General features: G+C 51.1%; 27 protein-coding genes and 2 pseudogenes. 5 read left to right on the top strand and 24 right to left on the bottom strand.

The features are described 5' to 3' along the window. The first annotated feature begins 338 nt into the window (after nucleotides 1-338). The 3 genes from C4N23_RS05540 to C4N23_RS05525 all read left to right on the top strand — a co-directional run bounded on the left by C4N23_RS05540 (nucleotide 339) and on the right by C4N23_RS05525 (nucleotide 2388). Nucleotides 339-650, top strand: coding sequence for a Rossmann-fold NAD(P)-binding domain-containing protein (locus C4N23_RS05540; protein ID WP_242983733.1), 312 nt, complete (start codon nucleotides 339-341; stop codon nucleotides 648-650). Nucleotides 651-719: 69 nt separating this feature from the next. Beyond that, entirely contained in the window at nucleotides 720-1073 is a 354-nt protein-coding gene (locus tag C4N23_RS14390; protein WP_425349584.1) for an IS3 family transposase, read from the top strand. After that, a complete protein-coding gene (locus tag C4N23_RS05525; RefSeq protein ID WP_055191209.1) occupies nucleotides 1054-2388 on the top strand; it encodes a threonine/serine exporter family protein in 1335 nt (444 codons plus the stop codon). The genes C4N23_RS14390 and C4N23_RS05525 overlap by 20 nt, the downstream gene beginning before the upstream one ends. Before the next feature lie 114 nt (nucleotides 2389-2502). Here C4N23_RS05525 and C4N23_RS05520 read toward each other — a convergent pair whose 3' ends face one another. Further along, nucleotides 2503-3255, bottom strand: coding sequence for a DUF4866 domain-containing protein (locus tag C4N23_RS05520; RefSeq protein WP_112144661.1), 753 nt, complete (start codon nucleotides 3253-3255; stop codon nucleotides 2503-2505). 205 nt (nucleotides 3256-3460) lie between these two features. On the opposite strand from C4N23_RS05520, the pseudogene C4N23_RS05515 reads away from it, so the two are divergent. Continuing rightward, nucleotides 3461-3616, top strand: a pseudogene (locus tag C4N23_RS05515) (argininosuccinate synthase domain-containing protein); the annotation flags it as partial. Nucleotides 3617-3920: 304 nt separating this feature from the next. Here C4N23_RS05515 and C4N23_RS05510 read toward each other — a convergent pair. The 15 genes and pseudogenes from C4N23_RS05510 to C4N23_RS05445 all read right to left on the bottom strand — a co-directional run bounded on the left by C4N23_RS05510 (nucleotide 3921) and on the right by C4N23_RS05445 (nucleotide 15109). Beyond that, the gene (locus C4N23_RS05510) at nucleotides 3921-5012 is read right to left on the bottom strand and encodes a Fic family protein (protein ID WP_242983732.1); all 1092 of its coding nucleotides are present in this window, start codon (nucleotides 5010-5012) and stop codon (nucleotides 3921-3923) included. A gap of 21 nt (nucleotides 5013-5033) precedes the next feature. Continuing rightward, a complete protein-coding gene (locus C4N23_RS05505; protein ID WP_342587748.1) occupies nucleotides 5034-5381 on the bottom strand; it encodes a phosphohydrolase in 348 nt (115 codons plus the stop codon). A 56-nt stretch (nucleotides 5382-5437) separates the two neighbouring features. Continuing rightward, nucleotides 5438-5773 carry a hypothetical protein gene (locus tag C4N23_RS05500; protein WP_097838923.1) on the bottom strand — a complete coding sequence of 112 codons (336 nt, stop codon included), beginning with the start codon at nucleotides 5771-5773 and terminating at the stop codon, nucleotides 5438-5440. 42 nt (nucleotides 5774-5815) lie between these two features. Then, on the bottom strand, nucleotides 5816-5965 hold the full coding sequence (locus C4N23_RS13985; protein ID WP_181567076.1) for a hypothetical protein: 150 nt from the start codon (nucleotides 5963-5965) through the stop codon (nucleotides 5816-5818). Between the two features lie 26 nt (nucleotides 5966-5991). Further along, nucleotides 5992-6516: a peptide-methionine (S)-S-oxide reductase gene (locus C4N23_RS05495; protein ID WP_227621720.1), complete on the bottom strand. Its 525-nt coding sequence runs from the start codon at nucleotides 6514-6516 to the stop codon at nucleotides 5992-5994. A gap of 55 nt (nucleotides 6517-6571) precedes the next feature. Then, the gene (locus C4N23_RS05490; RefSeq protein WP_112144775.1) at nucleotides 6572-6976 is read right to left on the bottom strand and encodes a GNAT family N-acetyltransferase; all 405 of its coding nucleotides are present in this window, start codon (nucleotides 6974-6976) and stop codon (nucleotides 6572-6574) included. A 37-nt stretch (nucleotides 6977-7013) separates the two neighbouring features. Beyond that, nucleotides 7014-7262 (bottom strand): hypothetical protein, encoded by a 249-nt coding sequence (locus C4N23_RS05485; protein ID WP_003697696.1) that lies wholly within the window; start codon nucleotides 7260-7262, stop codon nucleotides 7014-7016. 158 nt (nucleotides 7263-7420) lie between these two features. Next, nucleotides 7421-9160 (bottom strand): adenine deaminase, encoded by a 1740-nt coding sequence (gene ade / locus C4N23_RS05480; RefSeq protein WP_112144659.1) that lies wholly within the window; start codon nucleotides 9158-9160, stop codon nucleotides 7421-7423. A 172-nt stretch (nucleotides 9161-9332) separates the two neighbouring features. After that, nucleotides 9333-10367: an alcohol dehydrogenase gene (locus C4N23_RS05475; protein ID WP_112144657.1), complete on the bottom strand. Its 1035-nt coding sequence runs from the start codon at nucleotides 10365-10367 to the stop codon at nucleotides 9333-9335. Between the two features lie 69 nt (nucleotides 10368-10436). Next, the gene (locus tag C4N23_RS05470) at nucleotides 10437-10907 is read right to left on the bottom strand and encodes a GNAT family N-acetyltransferase (RefSeq protein WP_112144654.1); all 471 of its coding nucleotides are present in this window, start codon (nucleotides 10905-10907) and stop codon (nucleotides 10437-10439) included. Nucleotides 10908-11126: 219 nt separating this feature from the next. Further along, complete coding sequence (locus C4N23_RS05465) at nucleotides 11127-11591, bottom strand: Hsp20/alpha crystallin family protein (protein ID WP_005932430.1); 465 nt, start codon at nucleotides 11589-11591, stop codon at nucleotides 11127-11129. A 237-nt stretch (nucleotides 11592-11828) separates the two neighbouring features. Next, entirely contained in the window at nucleotides 11829-12101 is a 273-nt protein-coding gene (locus C4N23_RS05460) for a pyridoxal-phosphate dependent enzyme (protein ID WP_242983730.1), read from the bottom strand. An 8-nt stretch (nucleotides 12102-12109) separates the two neighbouring features. Then, nucleotides 12110-12934, bottom strand: a complete 825-nt coding sequence (locus C4N23_RS05455) for a purine-nucleoside phosphorylase (protein ID WP_097785016.1) — start codon at nucleotides 12932-12934, stop codon at nucleotides 12110-12112. A 270-nt stretch (nucleotides 12935-13204) separates the two neighbouring features. After that, nucleotides 13205-13273 (bottom strand): annotated as a pseudogene (locus C4N23_RS14385) (hypothetical protein); the annotation flags it as partial. 36 nt (nucleotides 13274-13309) lie between these two features. Further along, nucleotides 13310-15109, bottom strand: a complete 1800-nt coding sequence (locus tag C4N23_RS05445) for a DUF262 domain-containing protein (RefSeq protein WP_055191183.1) — start codon at nucleotides 15107-15109, stop codon at nucleotides 13310-13312. A gap of 162 nt (nucleotides 15110-15271) precedes the next feature. On the opposite strand from C4N23_RS05445, the gene C4N23_RS05440 reads away from it, so the two are divergent. Next, nucleotides 15272-16153 (top strand): DUF5131 family protein, encoded by an 882-nt coding sequence (locus tag C4N23_RS05440; RefSeq protein ID WP_342587742.1) that lies wholly within the window; start codon nucleotides 15272-15274, stop codon nucleotides 16151-16153. A 52-nt stretch (nucleotides 16154-16205) separates the two neighbouring features. Here the strand turns inward: C4N23_RS05440 and C4N23_RS05435 are convergent, their stop codons facing one another. The 8 genes from C4N23_RS05435 to C4N23_RS05400 all read right to left on the bottom strand — a co-directional run bounded on the left by C4N23_RS05435 (nucleotide 16206) and on the right by C4N23_RS05400 (nucleotide 20579). Next, nucleotides 16206-16658 carry an aminoacyl-tRNA hydrolase gene (locus tag C4N23_RS05435; protein ID WP_112144650.1) on the bottom strand — a complete coding sequence of 151 codons (453 nt, stop codon included), beginning with the start codon at nucleotides 16656-16658 and terminating at the stop codon, nucleotides 16206-16208. A gap of 12 nt (nucleotides 16659-16670) precedes the next feature. Next, the gene (locus C4N23_RS05430; protein ID WP_112144648.1) at nucleotides 16671-17258 is read right to left on the bottom strand and encodes a pentapeptide repeat-containing protein; all 588 of its coding nucleotides are present in this window, start codon (nucleotides 17256-17258) and stop codon (nucleotides 16671-16673) included. Nucleotides 17259-17270: 12 nt separating this feature from the next. Next, nucleotides 17271-17720, bottom strand: coding sequence for a low molecular weight protein-tyrosine-phosphatase (locus C4N23_RS05425; protein WP_112144645.1), 450 nt, complete (start codon nucleotides 17718-17720; stop codon nucleotides 17271-17273). Between the two features lie 57 nt (nucleotides 17721-17777). Further along, nucleotides 17778-18554 (bottom strand): HAD-IIB family hydrolase, encoded by a 777-nt coding sequence (locus tag C4N23_RS05420; RefSeq protein WP_112144643.1) that lies wholly within the window; start codon nucleotides 18552-18554, stop codon nucleotides 17778-17780. Then, complete coding sequence (locus tag C4N23_RS05415; protein WP_112144641.1) at nucleotides 18539-19000, bottom strand: 2-thiouracil desulfurase family protein; 462 nt, start codon at nucleotides 18998-19000, stop codon at nucleotides 18539-18541. Before C4N23_RS05415 ends, C4N23_RS05420 begins: the two co-directional genes overlap by 16 nt. A 278-nt stretch (nucleotides 19001-19278) precedes the next feature. Next, nucleotides 19279-19656 (bottom strand): desulfoferrodoxin family protein, encoded by a 378-nt coding sequence (locus C4N23_RS05410; protein WP_112144638.1) that lies wholly within the window; start codon nucleotides 19654-19656, stop codon nucleotides 19279-19281. A gap of 110 nt (nucleotides 19657-19766) precedes the next feature. Next, nucleotides 19767-20048, bottom strand: coding sequence for a DNA/RNA nuclease SfsA (locus C4N23_RS14435; protein WP_070100019.1), 282 nt, complete (start codon nucleotides 20046-20048; stop codon nucleotides 19767-19769). Between the two features lie 3 nt (nucleotides 20049-20051). Further along, nucleotides 20052-20579: an O-acetyl-ADP-ribose deacetylase gene (locus C4N23_RS05400; RefSeq protein WP_112144636.1), complete on the bottom strand. Its 528-nt coding sequence runs from the start codon at nucleotides 20577-20579 to the stop codon at nucleotides 20052-20054.

Below are 20579 nucleotides of genomic sequence, written 5' to 3'. Positions count from 1 at the left end.
TTGACCCCGCCGCACGCTTCCATTCTGGTATGTCTTTTATGGTCAACTGGCATACTGATTTGTGATCACGCTTGTACAATATAACTAGTATAGTATACTTGCGCAGCGTTTCGATTTCAAGCGCTAATTGGCATTGGCTGTGTAAAAAAGAGAGGCCCATCTGCGTGAAAATTTACGCAAGTTGCTCCCTGTACTTTTCCGCAATCCGGCCATCCGTATAGACAGCCGCCCTGCGATGCGGTATACTCGAACCAGATCAACCGTTTCAGGCGGAAAATCATGGCAGGAGAAGACAACAAGGTGGTCGTTGTGACCGGAGGAAGCTCCGGCATCGGACGGTGCACGGCATCCATGTTACCGTCGTGGAATTGGGTGACATCTGCACCGGGTTTACAAAAGCACGTCAGAAAAGCATTCTCGGCGATGAGGAATACGGCGGGCGCATCTCCCGGAGCGTCAGTCAGATGGAGCACGACGAACAAAACGGCATGGACCCGGCACGCATTGGACGATACATCGCCGGTATTGTGGAGAAAAAGAACCCGGCAGTCGTTTATGTTGCCGGCGCACAGTATAAATTCCTGAGCCTTTTGTGCAAACTCCTGCCCGCCGCAGCACGCGGAAAGATCGTGGGGAAACTATACGGGTAACAGACGCATTGCTCCGTAAAGCTGCTATACACCAGCAGAACCTTCCACAAGAAGCTGTTGGATGCCGGAATGACGCAAAGTATGTCCCGTGTTGGCCGCTGTATTGACAATGGCCCGATGGAGGGCTTCTGGGGAATCTTGAAACGTGAATGCTATTACGGACAGACATTCACCAGCCGGGAACAGTTGGTTTCCACCATTGAAGATTACATTGCCTCTATGATACCATCAACCCCGTGCTCTTACAAGAAAAACAAGGAACCACTTTTCTTCTTTGAAATACCAAACGAACATTGCCGGCATATTCAAGATACGTTTTACCCGCCCTGCAATTTCCCTTATAATAGCACCGCAGTCTTGAAACGGCTGCAACATTCCCATATCACAAAGGAGGCTTTCCGGTATGGGACAACGGCAAAGTGAGATCATCAAAAATCACATGGAAGTCTACTGGCACGACTATGCGTCGGCCAGCAAGGGCGTTCCCATTACCGAGGCGGGGCTTGTGGAAAAAGCCTCCGTCATTGGACGCACCGGGCTGATGCTGCTGGAATGCGGCACCGGCGCATGGCGTGTCCGAAGCTCCATGAACACCCTTTCGCGGGAGCTGGGAGTCACAACAACAGCGGACATCGGCCTGTTGTCCATTGAGTTCACCTGCTTTGACGGTGACCAGTGTTATACCCAGTCACTCTGTCTGACAAACACGGGCGTGAATACCTCCCGGCTGAACCGGCTGGAGCATTTCGTCAACGACTTCGACCGGGAAGGAAAATTTATGACCGGCGAAGAACTGCACAGCCACCTCGATGAGATCGAGCGCATCCACGGCTTGTATTCGCCCATCGCACTGGGCTTTGCAGCTGCACTGGCCTGCGGCTGCTTCACCTTTCTGCTGGGCGGCGGCATTGTGGAAATGCTGTGTGCCTTCTGCGGTGCAGGCATCGGCAACTTTGTACGGTGCAAGCTGACAAAGCACCATTTCACCCTGTTTCTGGGCATTACGGCGTCGGTCTGTTCAGCAAGCCTCGTGTATGCCATCCTGCTGAAGCTGGCAGAAGTTCTGTTTGCCGTATCGGCGCAGCACGAGGCGGGGTATATCTGCTCCATGCTCTTCATCATTCCGGGCTTTCCGTTCATTACCAGCGGCATCGACCTTGCCAAGCTGGATATGCGCTCCGGGCTGGAACGTCTGGCCTACGCCGTCCTCATCATTCTGGTGGCAACCATGACGGCTTGGATCATGGCACTGCTGCTGCATTTGCGGCCGGTGCAGTTCCCTGCCCTGAGCCTGACACTCCCGGAAGAGATCGTGTTCCGGCTTCTGGCAAGTTTTGGCGGTGTGTTCGGCTTTTCGCTCATGTTCAACAGTCCCCGGAACCTAGCAGTCTGCGCCGCCCTTATCGGTGCGGTAACGAACACGTTCCGGCTGGAGCTGGTGAGCCTTGCGGGCTTTCCGCCCGCTATTGCAGCGTTTCTGGGCGCACTGCTGTCCGGATTGCTGGCCTCCTGCCTGAAGAGCGCCGTCGGTTATCCCCGCATCTCCGTCACCGTGCCGTCCATCGTTATCATGGTACCGGGACTGTATTTCTACCGTGCCATCTATAATCTGGGCATCCTGTCTCTGATGGACTCCGCCACATGGTTTGCAGATGCCATTCTCATCATCGTGGCCCTGCCGTTAGGGCTGATCTTCGCCCGTATTGTCACTGACAAAACTTTCCGTTATTGCACCTGATGTGCAGCATTTCCATTCTCCTTTATAAGGCAAAACGCAGCGAATCTTTTAACGGTTCGCTGCGTTTTGTTTTGCTGTGATGCACTTTATAAAGGGAGTTCGTTTACAGGGCGTTTACTCGCCGTAAACGATCTTGGTAGCAGTTTCCACATGGCGTTCCAGCCGGTCGGCAAAGTGTTCCAGCGGCAGAAAAACGCCAAGTTCATCGTAGCGGGTTCCGCCGTCCTTGAGCGTATCCTGTCCATAGTAGACCACGGAACGGGGCAGTGCGTGCTGCAGCTTCATCTGGATATCCCAGACGGTGGAGTAGGCCTCCGCTTCCGTTACCTTCTGCTTCACGGTGTCCGGCAGTTCGTAGATCAGCAGCAGCCCCAAATGCTGGTTGTAGTGGTACTCCACCACATCCATCGAGCCTTCGTCGTAGCCGTGATACTTGCAGTAGCCGCTGGCAAGGTACATTTTTACCTTTTCCTGCTTCTGGAACACTTGGATGAACCGGTCGTATACTTTGCTGCTCACGGCAAATTTGTTGTTCGGCAAAAGAACACCGTCATCATCCGTCAGGATCACCGGGTTCGGCTGGCCATCGGCGTTGAATTTAAACGGAATCAGGGCAGCGTTCCGTAGCAGGTCAAACATACTGTGCTGGCAGATCGCCATCAGAAAGGCAGACAGATCCTTGTTCTCGTAGGCGTTGAACAGCGCTGCGGCAAACTGCTGTGCACTCACGGTCGGCGCATCCAGTACGTCTGCCATGTCCAGCGAGTCGTTGAAGGTATCCATCAGGCGGCGGCAGGCTTCTGGATTTTTCAGAATCTCCCCGAACAGTGCCTCTGCCTTTTCTTCTCTTGGAAATATCGTTGCCATCAAAAAGACCCTCTTTCTGTTTATTTCCAACTACCTATTATAGATTCATAATGCCCCGCTGTGAAATACTGCTTTCATATTGCTGCTATATGCAGAACACTTTTTGCACATTTTCCAAGTGACCGTATAATGGACACTGCAATCTTGAAATTGCACGAGGGAAATTGAAAAGTATATAAAGTTGGTTTGAACGGAGGCAGTTCCTATGTCCGAGGTCAAAAAGGTCGTGCTGGCATATTCCGGCGGTCTGGATACTTCCATTATCATCCCGTGGCTGAAAGAGCACTATAACAACTGCGAGGTCATTGCCGTGTGCGGCAATGTGGGGCAGAAAGGTGAGCTGGAAGGCTTGGAGGAGCGTCTCGACCAGATGCTGCCTTGGGGAAAGATCATTCAGGAAAACTTTGCATGACAAAATGAGGCACCCGATTCTGAGTCGGGTGCCTCTTATCTTTCTGTGAACACACTTTCACTGGGCGGTCACTTTCTTGTATGGTGGCCATGAACTCTGCACGATGTCAAGTCCTAGACAACTTTTTTCACATATAAATTTGAAAAAGCTCAAAAAACAAGCCCTACAAGGTTTTCGGTCGGTCTTGTGGTCCAATTTGAGCCTTGTAGGACTTTTTCTCTATTTTACTTCTAATACTTCATCGGATAGCGAATTATCTCAACAAATCGAATAAGCTGCATTTTGCTCTTAATGGCCGACCGTCAGAAGTCCCACCGACACGATAGAACACCCTGTTTCCTGCTTTTCTTGCAGTAAGCAGCCCCATCTCATGGAATTTCATCACAAACGTCCGAATGGTTGCATACGCAGCGTTTCGGAAATCCTTTTCCAGCTGCTTTGTGGTAAACTCCTCTGCACCATAAGCAGACAGAACATACTCCCAAAGCAGCCGTTCTTTTTCTGTGATTTTTCCTTCCGCAAGAGCAGTTTGATATACCTCAAGATCAGTTTTCGGCGGGACTGCATCCACCTGCAGGCGGTTATAGACCTCATTGCAGAAGTAGAACAGAAAGGGAGTCACATCCGTATAGCCGGAAATCAGAGCATTTCTCTCCACGCGTTCGTAGGCTTTGTAATATGCGTCCTTGTTTTCAGCGATGTATCGAGAAAACGGCGTGAATAGTGCCGCAGGATAGCCCTGCTGAACAAGATACCAGAGGTGGAATAGCCGTGCAGTGCGTCCATTCCCGTCAAAATAGGGGTGGTAGTATGCAAAAGCAAAGTGCAGAATGGCAGCCTTATGCAGCTCATTGATGCCGTCATTGGCATTCGCAAAATCGACAAGACATTTCATAGCACCGGGAAGCCGCTCTGCCGGAAGTCCCGGTCTGGGTTCTTCACCGCCCACAATAAAAACATCGCCATGCCGATAAAAGTGGTTTAGCAGTAATCGATCTTCATCCGGGAGATAATCCCCTGTGCTGATCTGATATAGGTGATGCAGATTCTCCTCGGTGATCCTATTCTGACGATTCGCGATAAACTCCAGTCCGCGCTTCATACCATAGATGCGGGCTTCTTGTTCATCACGAGGGGCATAACCATTGAGGATATAACGGATACTGCTGCGGGTCGAGCGGATACTTTCAATTTGAAAAGTAGCATAAATTTCCTCGGTCATCGCCGACAAACCGAAGTTTTGTCCACTGACAGGGACAGAGAGCAACTGCTTCATACCATTTGTTGAAATTTGCGCGAGGTTCGGCAGGTAAAACAGCTTATTCCCCACTTCGTCCAGATTCAAAGCAATGCTTCTGAATCATTTTTACACTCCGAACACTGCTTTCGTCAGCCGGACACCTGCTGCCGTCTTCATCGTATGTTCCATAAAGGTTCGGATTGCCTGTCGGCCGTACCCACTTTCGGACGCATTGACGATATAATCTGCCTCAATCAGAATCTGATAGTCAATGCCGTCGATCTGCGCCGGACTATGGTGGTGCCCTACCAGATAGGCCACACGGTCGATCTGTTCTGCTGTCATGCCGGTATCCGCCAAGAACTCCCGCACCAGCGGGGCACCCTCCTGCTCCTGATATTTACCATTGGTGTTGCCGTACTTTTTGCGGCAGAGCGGGCAGGCGATATCGTGGGTAATGGCCGCCACCTCCAGAATAAACTGCGTGTCTGCGTCCAGCCCCTCCAGCTCACCAATGGTTTTGGCATCTGTTATTCTCCTATGGAGGTACCGCTATCGTCTTTAAGACCACAAATCGCAACTATACCATTATTTTTATAACTCACAACGAGAATGGTATCATTTCCTATTTTCCAACATGCTGTGCCGTTTTCACTGGTATCAGGCTTCCCCCATACCTCTCTAAGCTGGTCAATATGATACCCCGGCAAAAGGCTATTAACATCGGCTTCACTCATTTCTGCGATTGCCGCCAGAGTGGGAAGATTGTCGTTGCTTTTGTGATTGTAGTATCCATAAAACCACGCCGATACACATATCGCAAGAACCAAGATGATTACAGCTATAACAGATAGCTTCTTTTTCATACAATCACACTCCTCGTCAAGTTCCGATTCACAAAATCCCCGTCAGCGCCACTGCAACCAGAACTGTGCATCCAGATCAATAAGTTCACCCAGCAGCGCACCCAACGCCAGCGATAGAATCATGACCATAGAGCCACCGGTGCTCAAAGTTCCATCTGGCCTAACCGTCAGTATCTTGGAGATCGTTCCCAATCCCCGCATTTTCGTTTTTCCTTTGCTTACTGATTCCTGTATTTGTTTAAGACTTCATCCGGGATATGACAGTAGCTGCAATCTTCCGGGTATCGCTCCAGATGGTGCTGATGCTCCTCTGCACTCCGGACGTAATTCGTCAGCGGCAGCACTTCTACAACAATTTTATCCCGGTCCTTCCGGCTGTCAATAAAGGCTCTTGCTTCTTCCAGATGTCCGGGATTTGTGCTGTAAAGCCCCGTGCGATACTTTTTTCCAACATCAACGCCCTGTTTGTTCAGGCTGTACGGGTCGATGATTTCAAACAGATGCTCCATAAGCTCTGTAACACTGGTACATTTCTCATCAAAGACCACTTTAACGCACTCTGCGTATCCATCATACGGGCCGTCCAGCGTGTTTGTTGTTCCGTTGGCTCTCCCGGCTTCGGTCGTCCGTACACCGGGCACCGTGTCAAAAAAATGCTGGACGCCCCAAAGGCACCCGCCTGCAATGTATACCGTTTCCATACTCTTGACTTTCCTTCTTTTACTGGTACAGTTTGCATCCATGCTCTGTACTCCTTACGGTTTCCTTGCTAGCTGCAAATCGATCCATCATACCAACTCACAAAAAGTGCTTCCGCACCATTGGAGAGTAATTATCATATTGTTGAAAGCCATATCGCTCATAAAATGGGATCGTTTTAGGATCAGACGGCATAACTTTCACATACAGAAGATTTTGATAGAAACTCATGATCCGTTTCATCAGCTCATCTCCAATGTACTGTCCCTGATAAGCAGGAGCCACCAAAAAATAATGCAAAAATGCGACGGTTTCTCCATCATCAAGCGCACGAACCAGCCCGACCAGCTTATCACCATCCCATGCAGAAATAACTCGTGTGGAATTGTGCATCGCACGGACAAGTTTTTCGGGATAATTGCCGGATTCCCAGTGAACGGATAAAAACAGTTTCTGCAATTCATCGGCCGTGAAATCTTTTGTTTGTTTATACTCGATTTCCATGATGCACCCCTTTATAACTTCCACAAACGCGAATTTGTTATTGTAAATCATTTTTTGATATTTCAATCGATGGATAGTGTTCTAAACTTGTTAAGTCAACATCTAATGGAGTAACGTATTCCATATAAAATTTTTCAGGATTTTTATCTTGCAATTTTTTAAGTTTATTCTTAATTTTTTCCTCCTCTGTAGAAACAAAAACCACTGATACTACTCCTACCTTTTCACTTGGATTCATTCTGCTATCTTCAACATTTCCACATAAAATCATTCTAACTGTATTCATAATAATCCTCCTCCACATATAACTTACGATTTATCAAATAAGAATTTCCGTCAATTTTTCTCTTGATGTGGCTCGCTTCTAAGAGTAGGAACGAACTGTTCTGTTGCCGGAGACGGACCATTCAGGTCGATCTCCGGCAGTATTTTTGTTATCGCCTATTAAAAAACAGCCGGAACGACTTTCTGCTGCGCTACATCGATGATGCCGTATGTATTCAGTCTGAGTTTTGGAATGACCGGAAGGCTGACGAAGGCGAGGGTCATAAAGATGCCGATATCTTCCGCTACACCATGTGCCTTGAGGGCATCGTTCAGCGCCTGCATTTTCGCCGCAACGCTCTCTGCGCTTTCGGTGCTCATCAATCCGGCCACCGGAAGCGCAAGTTCTGCCACGACCTGTCCATCTGCCACAAACGCAAGTCCGCCTTTGTTTTTCCGCACAGTGTTGCCGGCCAGCATCATATCGGTATCGTTGTCCCCTGCCACGATCAGGTTATGGGAATCATGTGCGATGCTCGATGCAACGGCTCCGCATTTCAGGCTGAAGTTTCCTAAAAAGCCAATGCCCACATGGCCGGAGTGATGATGCCGCTCAAAAACGGCCAGTTTTACGATGTTGTGTTCCGGGTCCACACCGGGAGCTTTGCCCGGCTGCCGTTGGAACGGGATGATTTTTTCCTCCGTAAGCAGCTCGCCCCGGTTCAGGCAGATGACACGCTCCTGCTCCCCGCTCTCCCGAAGTTCCAAATCCTCCAGTGTGATCTCATCCAAATCGAACGAGTTCATGACGCGTGCAAAGCGCGCATGGTCGATTTCAAGCGATGCGGGTTTCTGCACCCTTCCGTGTTCTGCCACCAGCGTGCCGTTCTTGTAAACCTGTTCGACCGTAAAGGATTCCAGATCAGAAACCACAACCAGATCTGCCCGATATCCCGGTGCTACGGCACCGTGCTGCTTGAATCCAAAATACTGTGCCGGGACCAGCGTTGCCATTTTGACGGCCACTGCTGGGTCTGCGCCCAGCCGGATCGCTTTACGGATGTTGGAATCGATGTGTCCGCTGTCCAGCAGGTCACCGGGGTGCTTATCATCCGTCACCAGCATGCAGCGGCTGCAATAAGGCTCCCGGAACAGCGGCATCAGGGCCTCCATATTTTTGGCAGCCGTTCCTTCCCGGATCATGATATATTGTCCGAGCCGGAATTTTTCCATGGCTTCCTTAATGTTGGAGCACTCGTGATCAGACTGAACGCCTGCCGCAATATAAGCATTCAGGTCCTTATCGCTCAAGAGCGGTGCATGGCCATCCACGATCTTTCCCGCTTCGGTGCAGTCGCGGATCTTCTGCAGGATCTTCGGGTCACAGCGCACCGTTCCATAGGCGTTCATCAGTTCCGCAAGCCCCAGCACACGAGGATCGCCGTAGTAAGGCCGCAGCTGTTCTGCGTTCAGCACCGCGCCGGATTCATCCAGATCCGTGGCCGGCACACAGGAGGGCAGCATGAAATAAACCGAAAGGGTCAGATTTTTTGTTGTTTCCAGCATAAAATCCAAGCCTTCCAGCCCCGCAACGTTCGAGATCTCGTGTGGGTCTGTGACCACCGCAGTGGTACCGTGGGGCAGCACTGCCTGCTCGAAAGCCGGACCACAGAGCATGGAGCTTTCGATGTGGATATGCCCATCGATCAGGCCCGGGCAGACATATTTGCCGTGCAGATCAACTTCTTTCCGGCCGTGATACGCACCCACACCCACGATCGAATTTCCGCTGACGGCAATGTCAGCGGTGTCGACCTCATCGGTAAACACATTGACGATTCTGGCATTTTTCAAAACCAGATCGGCCAAAGCATCTCCTCTGCCTGCCGAGATCCGGCGTTTCAGCTCATCAGACTGCATAGAAACATCTCCTCTCTCTGAAGTTCGATTTTCTCACCTGTGGATTGGTTCTGTCCTTATTCTACCACGCCTTGCCGCTGCGGAAAAGATGTCGGGAAACAAAAATGGCCCCGGTGGGCTTGCTGCAGCTCTCCGGGGTCCCTTTGTGTGCGTTGTGCCTTGGCGCAGACCGTCAGCACTCCACTGCCACCTTGATCACGCCGTCCCGTTTCTTTTCAAACAGCTCGTAGCCCTCTGCGATCCGGCGCAGGGGGTAGGTGTGGGTGATGAGCGGTTCGGTATCGATCTTGCCTTCTGCGATGAGACGCAGCGTTTCTTCACAATCGCAGCCGTCCACGCCGCCGGTCTTAAAGGTGAGGTTTTTGCCGTACATTTCCGGCAGCGGCAGGGTCTGTGCCTTATCGTACAGCGCCACCACCGTCACAACGGCGTTGGGCCGTGCGCACTCCCACGCCAGCCGGAAGGTAGTGTCCGCCCCTGCCACCTCCAGCACCACATCGGCCCCGCCGTGGTCGCTGTGGGCGCGCACAAAGGCGGCGCAGTCCTCCGGCTGCACCGTGAGCACCTGCGGGTAGTGCCGACGGATGAACTGCAACCGGTTCTCGTCCTTTTCGCACACGATGATGCGCTTGGGGCTGTGCAGCATGACGCACAGCAACGTACAGATGCCGGTAGGCCCTGCACCGAGGATCAGCACGGTATCCTCGGGGGTAATCTCCGAAATGCGTGCCGCCCAAAAGCCGGTGGCCAGCACATCGCCCACCAGCAGCGCCTGCCGATCGGTAACGCCGTCCGGGATCTTGTTCAGCCCCTGATCCGCAAAGGGCACCCGGACATACTCGGCCTGCCCGCCGTCGATGCGGCAGCCCAGCGCCCAGCCGCCGTTTTGATCGGTGCAGTTGTTCACAAAGCCTTTTTTGCAAAAGAAGCACTCCCCGCAGAAGGTCTCCACATTCACCGTCACCCGGTCGCCGGGTTTCACATTGGTCACCGCACTGCCCACTTCTTCTACGATGCCCACCATCTCGTGCCCTACCGTGATGCCGGGCACCGCCCGGGGCACGCTGCCGTGCTTGATGTGCAGATCGCTGGAGCAGATACTGGCAAGGGTCACCTTTACAATGGCGTCCCGCTCGTGCTGCAGCACCGGCTTTGGTTTTTCCATCAGGGCAAACGTCCCCTCTGAAACATAGGTATAGGTCAGCATGCTTATTCCCTCCATGCGCTTTGATCTTTCCGAACGGAGTATACCGCAAAAGTCAGCCGCTCACCCGGCTCACAGGATATACTCCATCTGCCGTTCCTTTGTTTTCATCCCCATTTTTTCGTAGAAGTGCTCTGCCGAGGTGTTTCCTGCCCAGACGTTCAGCGTCACCTCATAGCAGCCTTGCTCTTTTGCCTGCTGCTTTACATATTCAAACAGGCTTTCTCCGATGTGCTGTCCCCGTGCCTGCTGGTCAACGCACAAATCGTCGATGAAAAGTGACTTAAAGGGCACCATATTCGTAGAAAATGGCTGCTCCTGCATTTGACAGAAAGCGTAGCCCACACACACATCATCCTCGTTCACGGCAACGTAGATGGGTCTATCCTCCTGCTTCAAAAGCTCTGCCAGCTCGCGGACGGTGTATTTGGTGGTGCCGGAAATAAAAACATCGGGACGGATCTCTGCGTGGATCTGCAGTACCTGCCCCAGCAACGCAAGAAGTCTGGGAATATCTTTTTCCTTTGCCTTACGGATTCTCATTTTACGTTTCCTCAAATCTTTCTCCGGGCCGCTCGTTTTCCTGCGGCGGCTCCGAATTCCATAGTGAAGTACCTCTATAAATTCTGAGTTGCTGTTCTCAGTATACCATGTTTTTCCCTTGCGGAAAAGATAGCGAAACAAAAATGCCCCCGGAGGGCTTGTTGCGGCTCTCCGGGGGCATCTTATGTGCGTTGTGCTTTGGCGCACACGACCGGCGTTTTACTCGATCTCGATCAGGTTCGGGTTCTCAGGCAAAGCCTTCGTCTGCTGAGGAGCAGGCAGCTCGACGTGCAGGACGCCATCCTCGAACTTTGCGTGGATGTCTTCCTTCTTCACATCGCCTACGTAGAAACTGCGTGCGCAGGTGCCGGAGAAGGATTCGCGCCGCAGATAGCGGCCCTTCTTATCCTTTTCATCGTTGCTGTGGCTGCGCACTGCCTGAATGGTCAGGTAGCCGTCGTTCAGATCCATCTGAACGTCTTCCTTCTTGCAGCCCGGCAGATCAACCGCTACTTCGTAGCCGTTGTCCGTCTGTTTGACATCGGTCTTCATCATGTTTGCACCGCGCTTACCAAAGGTATCACGAGCCTCACGGTTCATCATACGTTCCAGTGCAGCGTCATTCCAGAACGGATCGAAGAAATCATCGAACAGGTTTTCATGGAAAACAGTCGGCATAAGCATAAATCATTCCTCCAATCCCGGCGTTCGGGTCGGGGCAAAAAATCTGAAGCGTCCACTCGGAAAGGCTTTCCGGGGAGCCTTGCGGCTCTCCTTTTGCCCTTCCTCCTGAGCACGCCACTGTTATAGCACCGTTAATTAGCAGTGTCAATAGAAGAGTACTAAAATTCATGAAAGAATAACACTTTTATAAAATCCTATGCAATCTTTTCAAAATTCAGTTGCATCATCGTGTTTTTATTATTTCTGCCGGTACATCGGCGTAGACAGATATTTCATGCCGTTGTCCGGGACGATGACCACGATGTTCTTTCCCTGATTCTCCGGTCTGCGGCCCACCTGCACCGCTGCGTGCAAAGCCGCTGCTGCCGATGTGCCCAGAAACAGTCCTTCCGCCCGCAGCACCTCATGGGCCGTTTCGTAGGCTTCCTCGGTGCGGACATTGATGCACGCTATGGGGCGTTCCTCTACCGTCCGTAGCGATGCCCGGAAATTTTGATCGATGGCTTTCAATATCTTTTTTACTCCATTCTCTGAATCACCGCACCCAGCCATCGGCACAGGGTATCGCCTGCCTGATTTGCGATCTCCAGCACGCGGGCGTGGCTATGCTTGACCGTCTGGATGCCGGTGGCCATGTTGGTGATGCAGCTGACGGCCAGTACCTTCATGCCCATGTAGTTGCAGACCATGGTTTCCGGCACGGTGCTCATGCCCACGGCATCGGCTCCCATCCCCGCAAAGGCGCGAATTTCAGCCGCCGTTTCATAGCAAGGGCCCATAAAGCCCATGTAAACGCCCTCCTTGTAGGCAATGCCCAGTTCATCGGCGGTCTGCTTGGCAAGGTTCCGCAGTTCCAGACTGTAAGGTTCGGTCATGTCCGGGAAGCGGGGGCCGAAGCGCTCATCGTTGGGGCCAATGAGGGGGTTCGTGCCCATCATGTTGATGAAGTCGGTAATGAGCATCAGGGTGCCCGGCGCAAACTCCCGGTTGATGCCGCCGCAGGCGTTGGTCAACACCACCTTTTCCACGCCCAACAGCTTGAACACATAGAACGGGTAGCAGACTTCCTTCATGGAGTAGCCCTCATAGAAATGGAAGCGGCCTTCCATGGCGTAGACTTCCGTGTCCCCCAGCTTGCCAGCCAACAATGCGCCTTTGTGTCCTGCCACCGTGGATACCGGGAAGTTGGGGATATCCTTGTAGGACAGTTCTTCCGTGTCCGTAAAGTCCGCGGTCAGCTTGCCAAGGCCGGAGCCCAGCACCACTGCGATCTTCGGGCGCTTTTTCGTGTGCGTCTTGATATATTCCGCACTTTCCAGTGCCTTTTCATAAAGATGTTCCATACCGTTCTCTCCTTTTCCCAAAAAATTCGATATACTCTCTGGGTTCAGTATATCGGATTTTTCAGGCCGATGCAAGACACCCTTCATCGAGTCTTATTAAAAACCAAGGAGCAGATACTTCACATCACGAGTGTGTTGTATCTGCTCCTTGGTTCTCCGAATGTCTTATCTCTGGCCGATGTTCCACCGAAACAGCTCATATCCTTCCCGGATATCCTCCGGCAGACGTTTCAAAGTCTCGTCCCGCAGTTTCTGCGGCATCCCATAAAAGGCTTCGGCAATGCCGCCGGTGATGCAGGCAAGGGTGTCGCTGTCGCCGCCCAGAGAGACCGCATTGCGAAGTGCATCCCTTTATATCAAGTTTCGCCTTTGAAATCAGAGAGAATCATAGTATTGATGTATTTTCTCGGCCATCAGTTCCCGACGCCTTTGTAGAAAATCCTGATAGTCGCCAATCTCCATGCTTTCAAATCCGTCTGGAATACAATTCTGTTTAAGATTTTCAGCCAGCCTATCTTGTTCTATGATTCCACCATAAACAGGCTTTTTCGTATTGCATTGCCCTATCACTTCAGTCATATAGTGGGCTGGCGAACTATCTTTAATTTTAATGTTGATTTCCTGTTGAATAAAAGCATAATTCGCAATTTGATTGTATTGTGCTTGCACAATTCCATTTTTTATCAAGTAATTTTTCGGGAACAAATGGTGAATATCGCCTCTGTTTTCCAACATGGACTCAATATCAATTTCCATCGACAAAAAGCCTTTATCGTGTGCCTTGACCTGTGCCACAAGGAACATATTAAAATATGGACTGCTCGCAACCGATGTGTTCAGCCGTTGAACAAGATTTACCTTCCAGTACGCCTCAGATAATTCGCCCGCCTCTGTGATATTCAGGTACTGCATCGGATCATCATAAGCAAAGAATCTCTTAATGTCGTAATCAAATGCAGACTCTGGCGAGCCAGAAGAATATCTTCCCGTCAAAATAGACAAAGCCAGCCACTTGCGTACAATCTTTTCAATTTGATTACTATCCACTTTTCGTTCACGAAGTGCAAGAAAAAGCGCATAGCCAAAGTTCAAAACATTTTGTGAACGAATCAGCGATTTTTTCACAATTCCCGCTGAGCGCACAATCATCAAATACCGTTCGTAATTTGTCTGATTCACCGCTTGCAGAACTGCCTCACGTAATTGATTGAACGACCTCTCTTCTATTTCGATCTTAAATTCACGCGTTTCAAAATCTCGACCTGAAAGCAAGCTAACCAAATCTGCTAGCTTTCCTCGCTTGAATTTATATGTAAATGCAACACGAAGAATATCCGTATAACATGTGCGATAAATCAGTGCATTCTTTGCAGCTGCCCACTTTATAGCTTCGAATTCCGGTCTCGCCGCAAATTCAGCATCATTTTTCTTGATTTCTTTCAAATCCTCCGGAGACTCCAATAAATGACAGAAGTAATCAATCGTTTTTCGGGTCACATTTCCATTATATATTTCATTCGAAGAAATCTTAGACATTGCAAAATCTGCTTGCGACAGAACCACACCCTTAGAATTGATTCGAATAAAAATTTCCGTTACACTGTCAATATCCAAATCTTCTGCCAGCGTAATAACACCAATGCTATTATTTTGTATTGCCCTCAACCGATTGATTGTGTCATTGATTTCCTGTGCTTTGTCCATAATTCCGTTTTTCTGGCAATATTCCATCACAAAAGAAAAAGAACCAAAGGACACATCCAGCACTTTTGCAATATCCGGAATCCATTTACTGCTTTTTTGATTTGCGGAATTTGCCACTTCAAATATTTCGTCAATGGGGTTAAACGCAATACAGACCCGTTTCCATTTATAGTGGCTGTCTAAAACCTCCTGTCCCACAATTGCAGCCGCCATAGCAGTAATACGCTGTTGCCCGTCGATCAGAACTTTTTTCCCTATTGCAACTGTTCCGTCTTTCAACTTTACACTTGGATTTTGCCATACGATAATATATCCGACCGGAAAGCCCTTATAGAGCGAATCCATCAAATCACGCACTTGCGTTGCGTCCCATACAAATGGACGTTGCATTTCCGGAATCGCAATATTACCGGATTTTATATCCGCCAAAAGCACATCCACCGTATAATTATTCACGCTATATCGTGCCATAGTCAAATTCCCTTCTATTGTATCATACTGGAATTCTATCTAAAGTTGTTTTCATACAAAGCGTTATTAAATTTTATTTAATCTTATCACATCCGGCGGGGCGGCGCAAGGGGTGCTCTTGTTTCCTGTCCGCGCAGCTATTATAATAGGTACAGAAAGAAGGTGAGCTTCCTGCACGACATCTGGAATCCATGGCACGGCTGCGTCAAGTGCAGCGAGGGCTGCCAGAACTGCTACATGTATTTTCTCGACCGGATGCGGAACCAGAACGGAGCCGAGATCTACAAAACGAAAAGCGGCTTTTCCTATCCGCTCCAGAAAGACCGCACCGGACACTACAAAATCCAGAGTGGTGAGCAGATCCGGGTCTGCATGACCTCGGATTTCTTCTTGGAAGAAGCCGACCCGTGGCGGGCTGAGGCGTGGAACATCATGCGCCAGCGCAGCGATGTGGTGTTTTTTCTGCTCACCAAACGGCCGCAGCGGGTACGGGAGTGCCTGCCGCCGGACTGGGGCAGCGGTTGGGACAACATCTTTTTCAACGTCACCTGTGAAAATCAGCGCCGCGCCGATGAGCGCATTCCCATTCTGTTTGACCTGCCCTTCAAGCACAAGGGCATCATGTGCGCACCCTTCATCGGGCCAGTAAGCATCCGGCAGTACCTTTCCGCCGGGCAGATCGAGCAGGTCATCTGCGGCGGCGAAAATTACGATGGTGCCCGCCCCTGCAATTTTGATTGGGTCAAGTTTCTCCGGCAGGAATGCGTGGATGCCAACGTGACCTTCTGCTTTATCGAGACCGGCACCGTGTTCATCAAGGACGGCAAGCGTTACCACCTGCCCAGCAAGCAGCTGCAAAGCCGGATGGCTTATAAATCCGGTATGAACTTTCAGGGAAGGCCCATCCGTTTTGACCTCGTGGACGACTGGGGTTACCCCATCCCGCAGGAAGATCTCTATGTGCCTCATTTCCGCACAAACTGCGAGACCTGCGGCAGCAAGTTGATCTGCAACGGCTGCAGTGACTGTGGAAAATGCTTATAAAATAAAGGAGTTCTATGGCCGGGACTATTTTTATTATTCCGCGAACCAGCACTCAATACAAATGGAACTTATGGCTGATCTGGTGTGCAATTTCGTCCGGCAGCGGACGGAACCCGATGCAGGTCAGGGTCATGCCTTCTCCGTTTTCATCAAATTCTTCCGGCTCCAGCTCGGTGTGGCAGGCATCCCGGATGAGGAAAAAATCACGGTTTTCCACAAGGCCCAATTCCTCGGCAATGGTCTTTGCTTTCAGCAGTTGATTGCGGTTCTTTGCCCCGCAGATAGTTTTGGTAAAAGAGCCATCGAACCATTCTTCATAGGTTGCTTTCTCCAACATGATTTCTGCCCGATAGCCGGTAATTTCTCCGTCTTTCTCGATGGGTTCCACGCCCTGTCCCATGCCGATGGGGTCGGTAAGGAACGCCAGCGAAGCGTGGCAGCACTGCGCCGCCAGCTTACCGGGAGACATCTGCAGATCTTTTCGTGCAATGATGAGTTGACGCATTTTCTCTCCTTCTTACGACAGCTTGATCTTCAAATCTGCCAGCAGATTCACCGCTTCCGGCAGGGAAAACTTTGCATCCTTCAGGCGGCTGCCCAGAATGTCCACCTTATAGCCTGTAGCATCCCGGAAATCCGCCTTGCGCAGATCACACTGGTAAAACTCCGTCTCGTGCAGCTCTGTGCCCTTGAAATTTGCCAGCTGCATCTCGCATTTGGCAAACATGGAGCCGACAATTTCGTTGCCGTCCGAAAAGTTGAAACGGTTAAAGTTCATTTCGGTGAAGGTGTTATATTTCAGACTGCACTCTTTCAGCGTGTGGATAGGGTCCGGGAAGGCACCGTTGGACATCAGCGGTGCCCACTCAATTTCATTCAGGCGGCAGTCCTCAAAATCCAGCGACTGCACCGAAGAATGGGTGCTGCGCAGACCTGTGATCTCACACCGCACGAATTTGCACTCGTTCAGCGTGGTATGATCCAGTTCGCATTTGGTAAAGGAGCAATCCACAAACACGCAGTCGGTAAAGTCGCAATCCTCAAAAGTCTCCTCGGTGAACGACAGGTCAGCAAACCGTTCACCCTCACAATAACGCTCTGTCATAAAATTCTCCTGTCAGCGCAGTTCTTCCAGCAGAGCCGTGCAGCCTTCCAGCACGTCCTGCCAAGTGGCCTCAAAGTCCCCGGTATACCACGGGTCGGCCACATCGCCGGGGCGGCGGGTATGATCCATCAGCAGAGACACTTTATGCTCCGGGTCGCCGCCCACAAAGCGCGCCATATTGCGCAGGTTGTTGTGATCCATGGCGATCAGGTAATCGTAGGTTTCGTAATCCCTCCGGGTCATCTGTCGGGCGATTTTACCCTCGCAGGAGATGCCGTGCTCGGCCAGCTTCCGCCGGGCGGGCGGATAGACCGGGTTGCCGATTTCCTCGGTGCTGGTGGCCGCGGATGCGATTTCAAATTTATCAGAAAGCCCGGCTTTGGCCACCAAGTCTTTCATTACAAATTCGGCCATTGGGCTGCGGCAAATGTTGCCGTGGCAGATGAAAAGCACTTTCGTCATGTCAAAATATTTCCTTATATCGTATCATTTTGAATTTTGCACACATGCGTGCAAAATTCAGTTCTGCTTCAAGAACTCCCGCAGCACATCCTCTGGGCGGGGTGTATGGTTCGGGTACTTTTCCCGCAGCGGTGCGGCGGCACCATCCATAATGTAGGGCACACCCACAATGTCCAGCATCGACACATCGTTATAATTGTCGCCAAAAGCCATCACATCGGCAAGGGCGATGTCCAGAGTCTTGCAGATGCTGCGCACACCGATGCCCTTGTTGGCAAAGGTGGTGTCGATCCAGTACGGCCCTGCCACAGCGCAGTTCGCCCCTTTCCATCGTGGGACAAACCGTTCTGTATAGGCCCCCACGCCCTCGTGCAGATACACCGATACTTTTGTGATCTCCTCCGGCACCTCGGAAGGGTCATGGATGATTTGATAATTGTTCCCGATGAACTGAATACGCTTGAGCATTCCCAGACCCCGCTCCATCAGGTATGCAGTATTCTGGCCGGAAAGCATCACTTCGCCCTGCCCGTCGCTGCGGGTCCACAGGTCGTTGGCAATTTCTTCGGCCAATGCACGGGGCATCGGATTCTTGGCGATGCACTGTTCGTCCTTATAGATCACGCCGCCGTTTTCGCAGAGAAACACACAGCAGTCCGCCACCGGTGCAAAGAGCTTGCGCAGGCTGGTATACTGCCGGCCGGATGCCGGGCAAAACAGAATGCCGCGCCGATGCAGCTCCCGTATCTGCTCAAAGATCTCGTCTTCCAGTTCCTTTTTGCCGTATTGCAGCAGCGTACCGTCAATGTCGCTGCAAATCAGTTTGATTGACATTTTCCGTCCTCATTTTTCAAGATAATTTTAGGCAATTCCCCGGCATCCAGAACACGGATGCCTTCGTCCATCAGCATCTTGGCAAAAACACCCTGTCCGGGAATCTTTGTCCCGGAAAACGTTCCGTCGTAGATTTCCTTCACGCCGCAGCTGGGACTGCGGGATTGCAGGATGGCAAGCTCCACCCCATTTTCTTTTGCAATGGCAAGGGCTTTCGCTGCACCTGCCCGGAACTCCCGGTCCACATTGATGCCCTCTTTGTTCGTGACAGCGCCCTGCACGATTTCCGCCGGGCACCGCGGTGTGGGCAGGCCGCCCAAAACCTCCGGGCAGACCGGAACCACCTGATGCCCCCGCGCAAAATCACAGACCGCCTGATTGTAATTGTTTCCGCCGCTGTATTTGCAGTTTTCGCCCAGCAGGCAGGCGCTGACCAGAATCTTCATTGTTGCGCGCTCCGTTTTTCAGATACTGAATCTTTTCCCTATTCTACCACGCTTTTGGGCATTGAAAAAGAGGATTTTGCTTTTTCCTATCCCCATACCCGGAGGTCCGCCGTAATCTTTTTCAATTCCTTGGCAAAATCAACTTTCCTTGCAGACATAAATTGAACATTATTCATAGCCATGATAACCGTCAAAAGAAAAGATGCTTCAGCCAACTTTAAATTCTCATCAAAAAACAGGGAGTGACATCAAATCACTCCCTGTTTGCATTGATTGTATCAGAGTTTCGTCATCCAGAGGCCATGCAGATTGCAGTATGCGTAAACGGCCACCGGCTTTTCACTTCCCAGTTCAAAAACAGTGCCGGGAGCCTGCCCCGGATTCAGATAGCGGATCTGCCCGCCGTTCTCAGTCTCCACAAAAATCCACTGAATATAGTGAACATCCGCCATGGGGTGCTCCACCGCGCCCACTGTGACCGTGAGACGACTGCCGGAAAGCTCTGCCACCGGCAGATGCTTCTCGCCGCTGGCTTCCACCGTATTGGGAACCAGCTCTTTCATTTTCTCCCCGCAGCAGACCAGCGGAACGCCTGCGTTATGGATGGTAGTGACGAGGTTGCCGCAGTGATTGCAGATGTAAAACTTTGCCTTCATATCGAAATCCTCCATTGGAATGTTATCGGTGTGTTTCTTGTGTCTATATGATAACATTTCCTATTTATGATTTCTGTGACTGAATCACGCAAAGCGTTTTTCTGCCGTCTTCACCCTTCCCTCTGCTCCACGATTTCCAGACTATCCCGCCCTACATGGCAGAGCAAAAACAGCACCTGCACACCAGCGGCCTTTGCTTCGGCCAGTGCCGTGCCAAACTCCGGCTGTGTGCTGACATTTGGCCGCACCGCAGTGCCGGGCAGCAATAGCTCCTTGCACCGCCCGGTATTCTTGACATGGACGGTTTCCACTGCTCCATTCACTTCCACATGGGCAATAAAGCGGTTGGGACGGTCAACAAAAATGCCGTCTGCGATTTCTCTGTATTTCAATCTTTACTCCATTTTCATTTTTGTCTGATACACCCGCTCCGTCCGGGCATCGAAGCAGCAGAACATCACCTGCATTGCGTAATCCGCATGTGCTTCCAGCCACTGCGCCACTGTTTTGACCGCAATCTCCGTGGCATCTTCCAGCGGGTAGCCATACACGCCGGTCGAAATTGCCGGGAAGGCAATGCTATGGACATCATGCTCTTTGGCAAGGTTCAGCGAATTGCGGTAGCAGTCCGCCAGCTGCGCGGCATCCTCTGCTGTGCCGGAATAAATCGGCCCCACTGTATGAATGATATACTTTGCTCTCAACCGGTAGCCCTTAGTGATTTTTGCTTCTCCGGTGCGGCAGCCGTGCAGCGTGCGGCACTCCGCCAACAATTCCGGCCCTGCTGCCCGGTGGATGGCACCATCCACACCGCCGCCACCCAGCAGACTGCGATTGGCCGCATTCACGATGCCGTCACAGTCCAGTTTGGTAATATCACCCTGCACCACTTGAATTTGATTTTTGACTTTTTCGGAAATCAT

This window comes from Faecalibacterium hattorii (assembly GCF_003287455.1).
GTDB lineage: Bacteria > Bacillota > Clostridia > Oscillospirales > Ruminococcaceae > Faecalibacterium > Faecalibacterium hattorii.
Note: the sequence above shows the minus strand (reverse complement) of the source record. Positions and strands in the feature narration are given on the sequence as shown.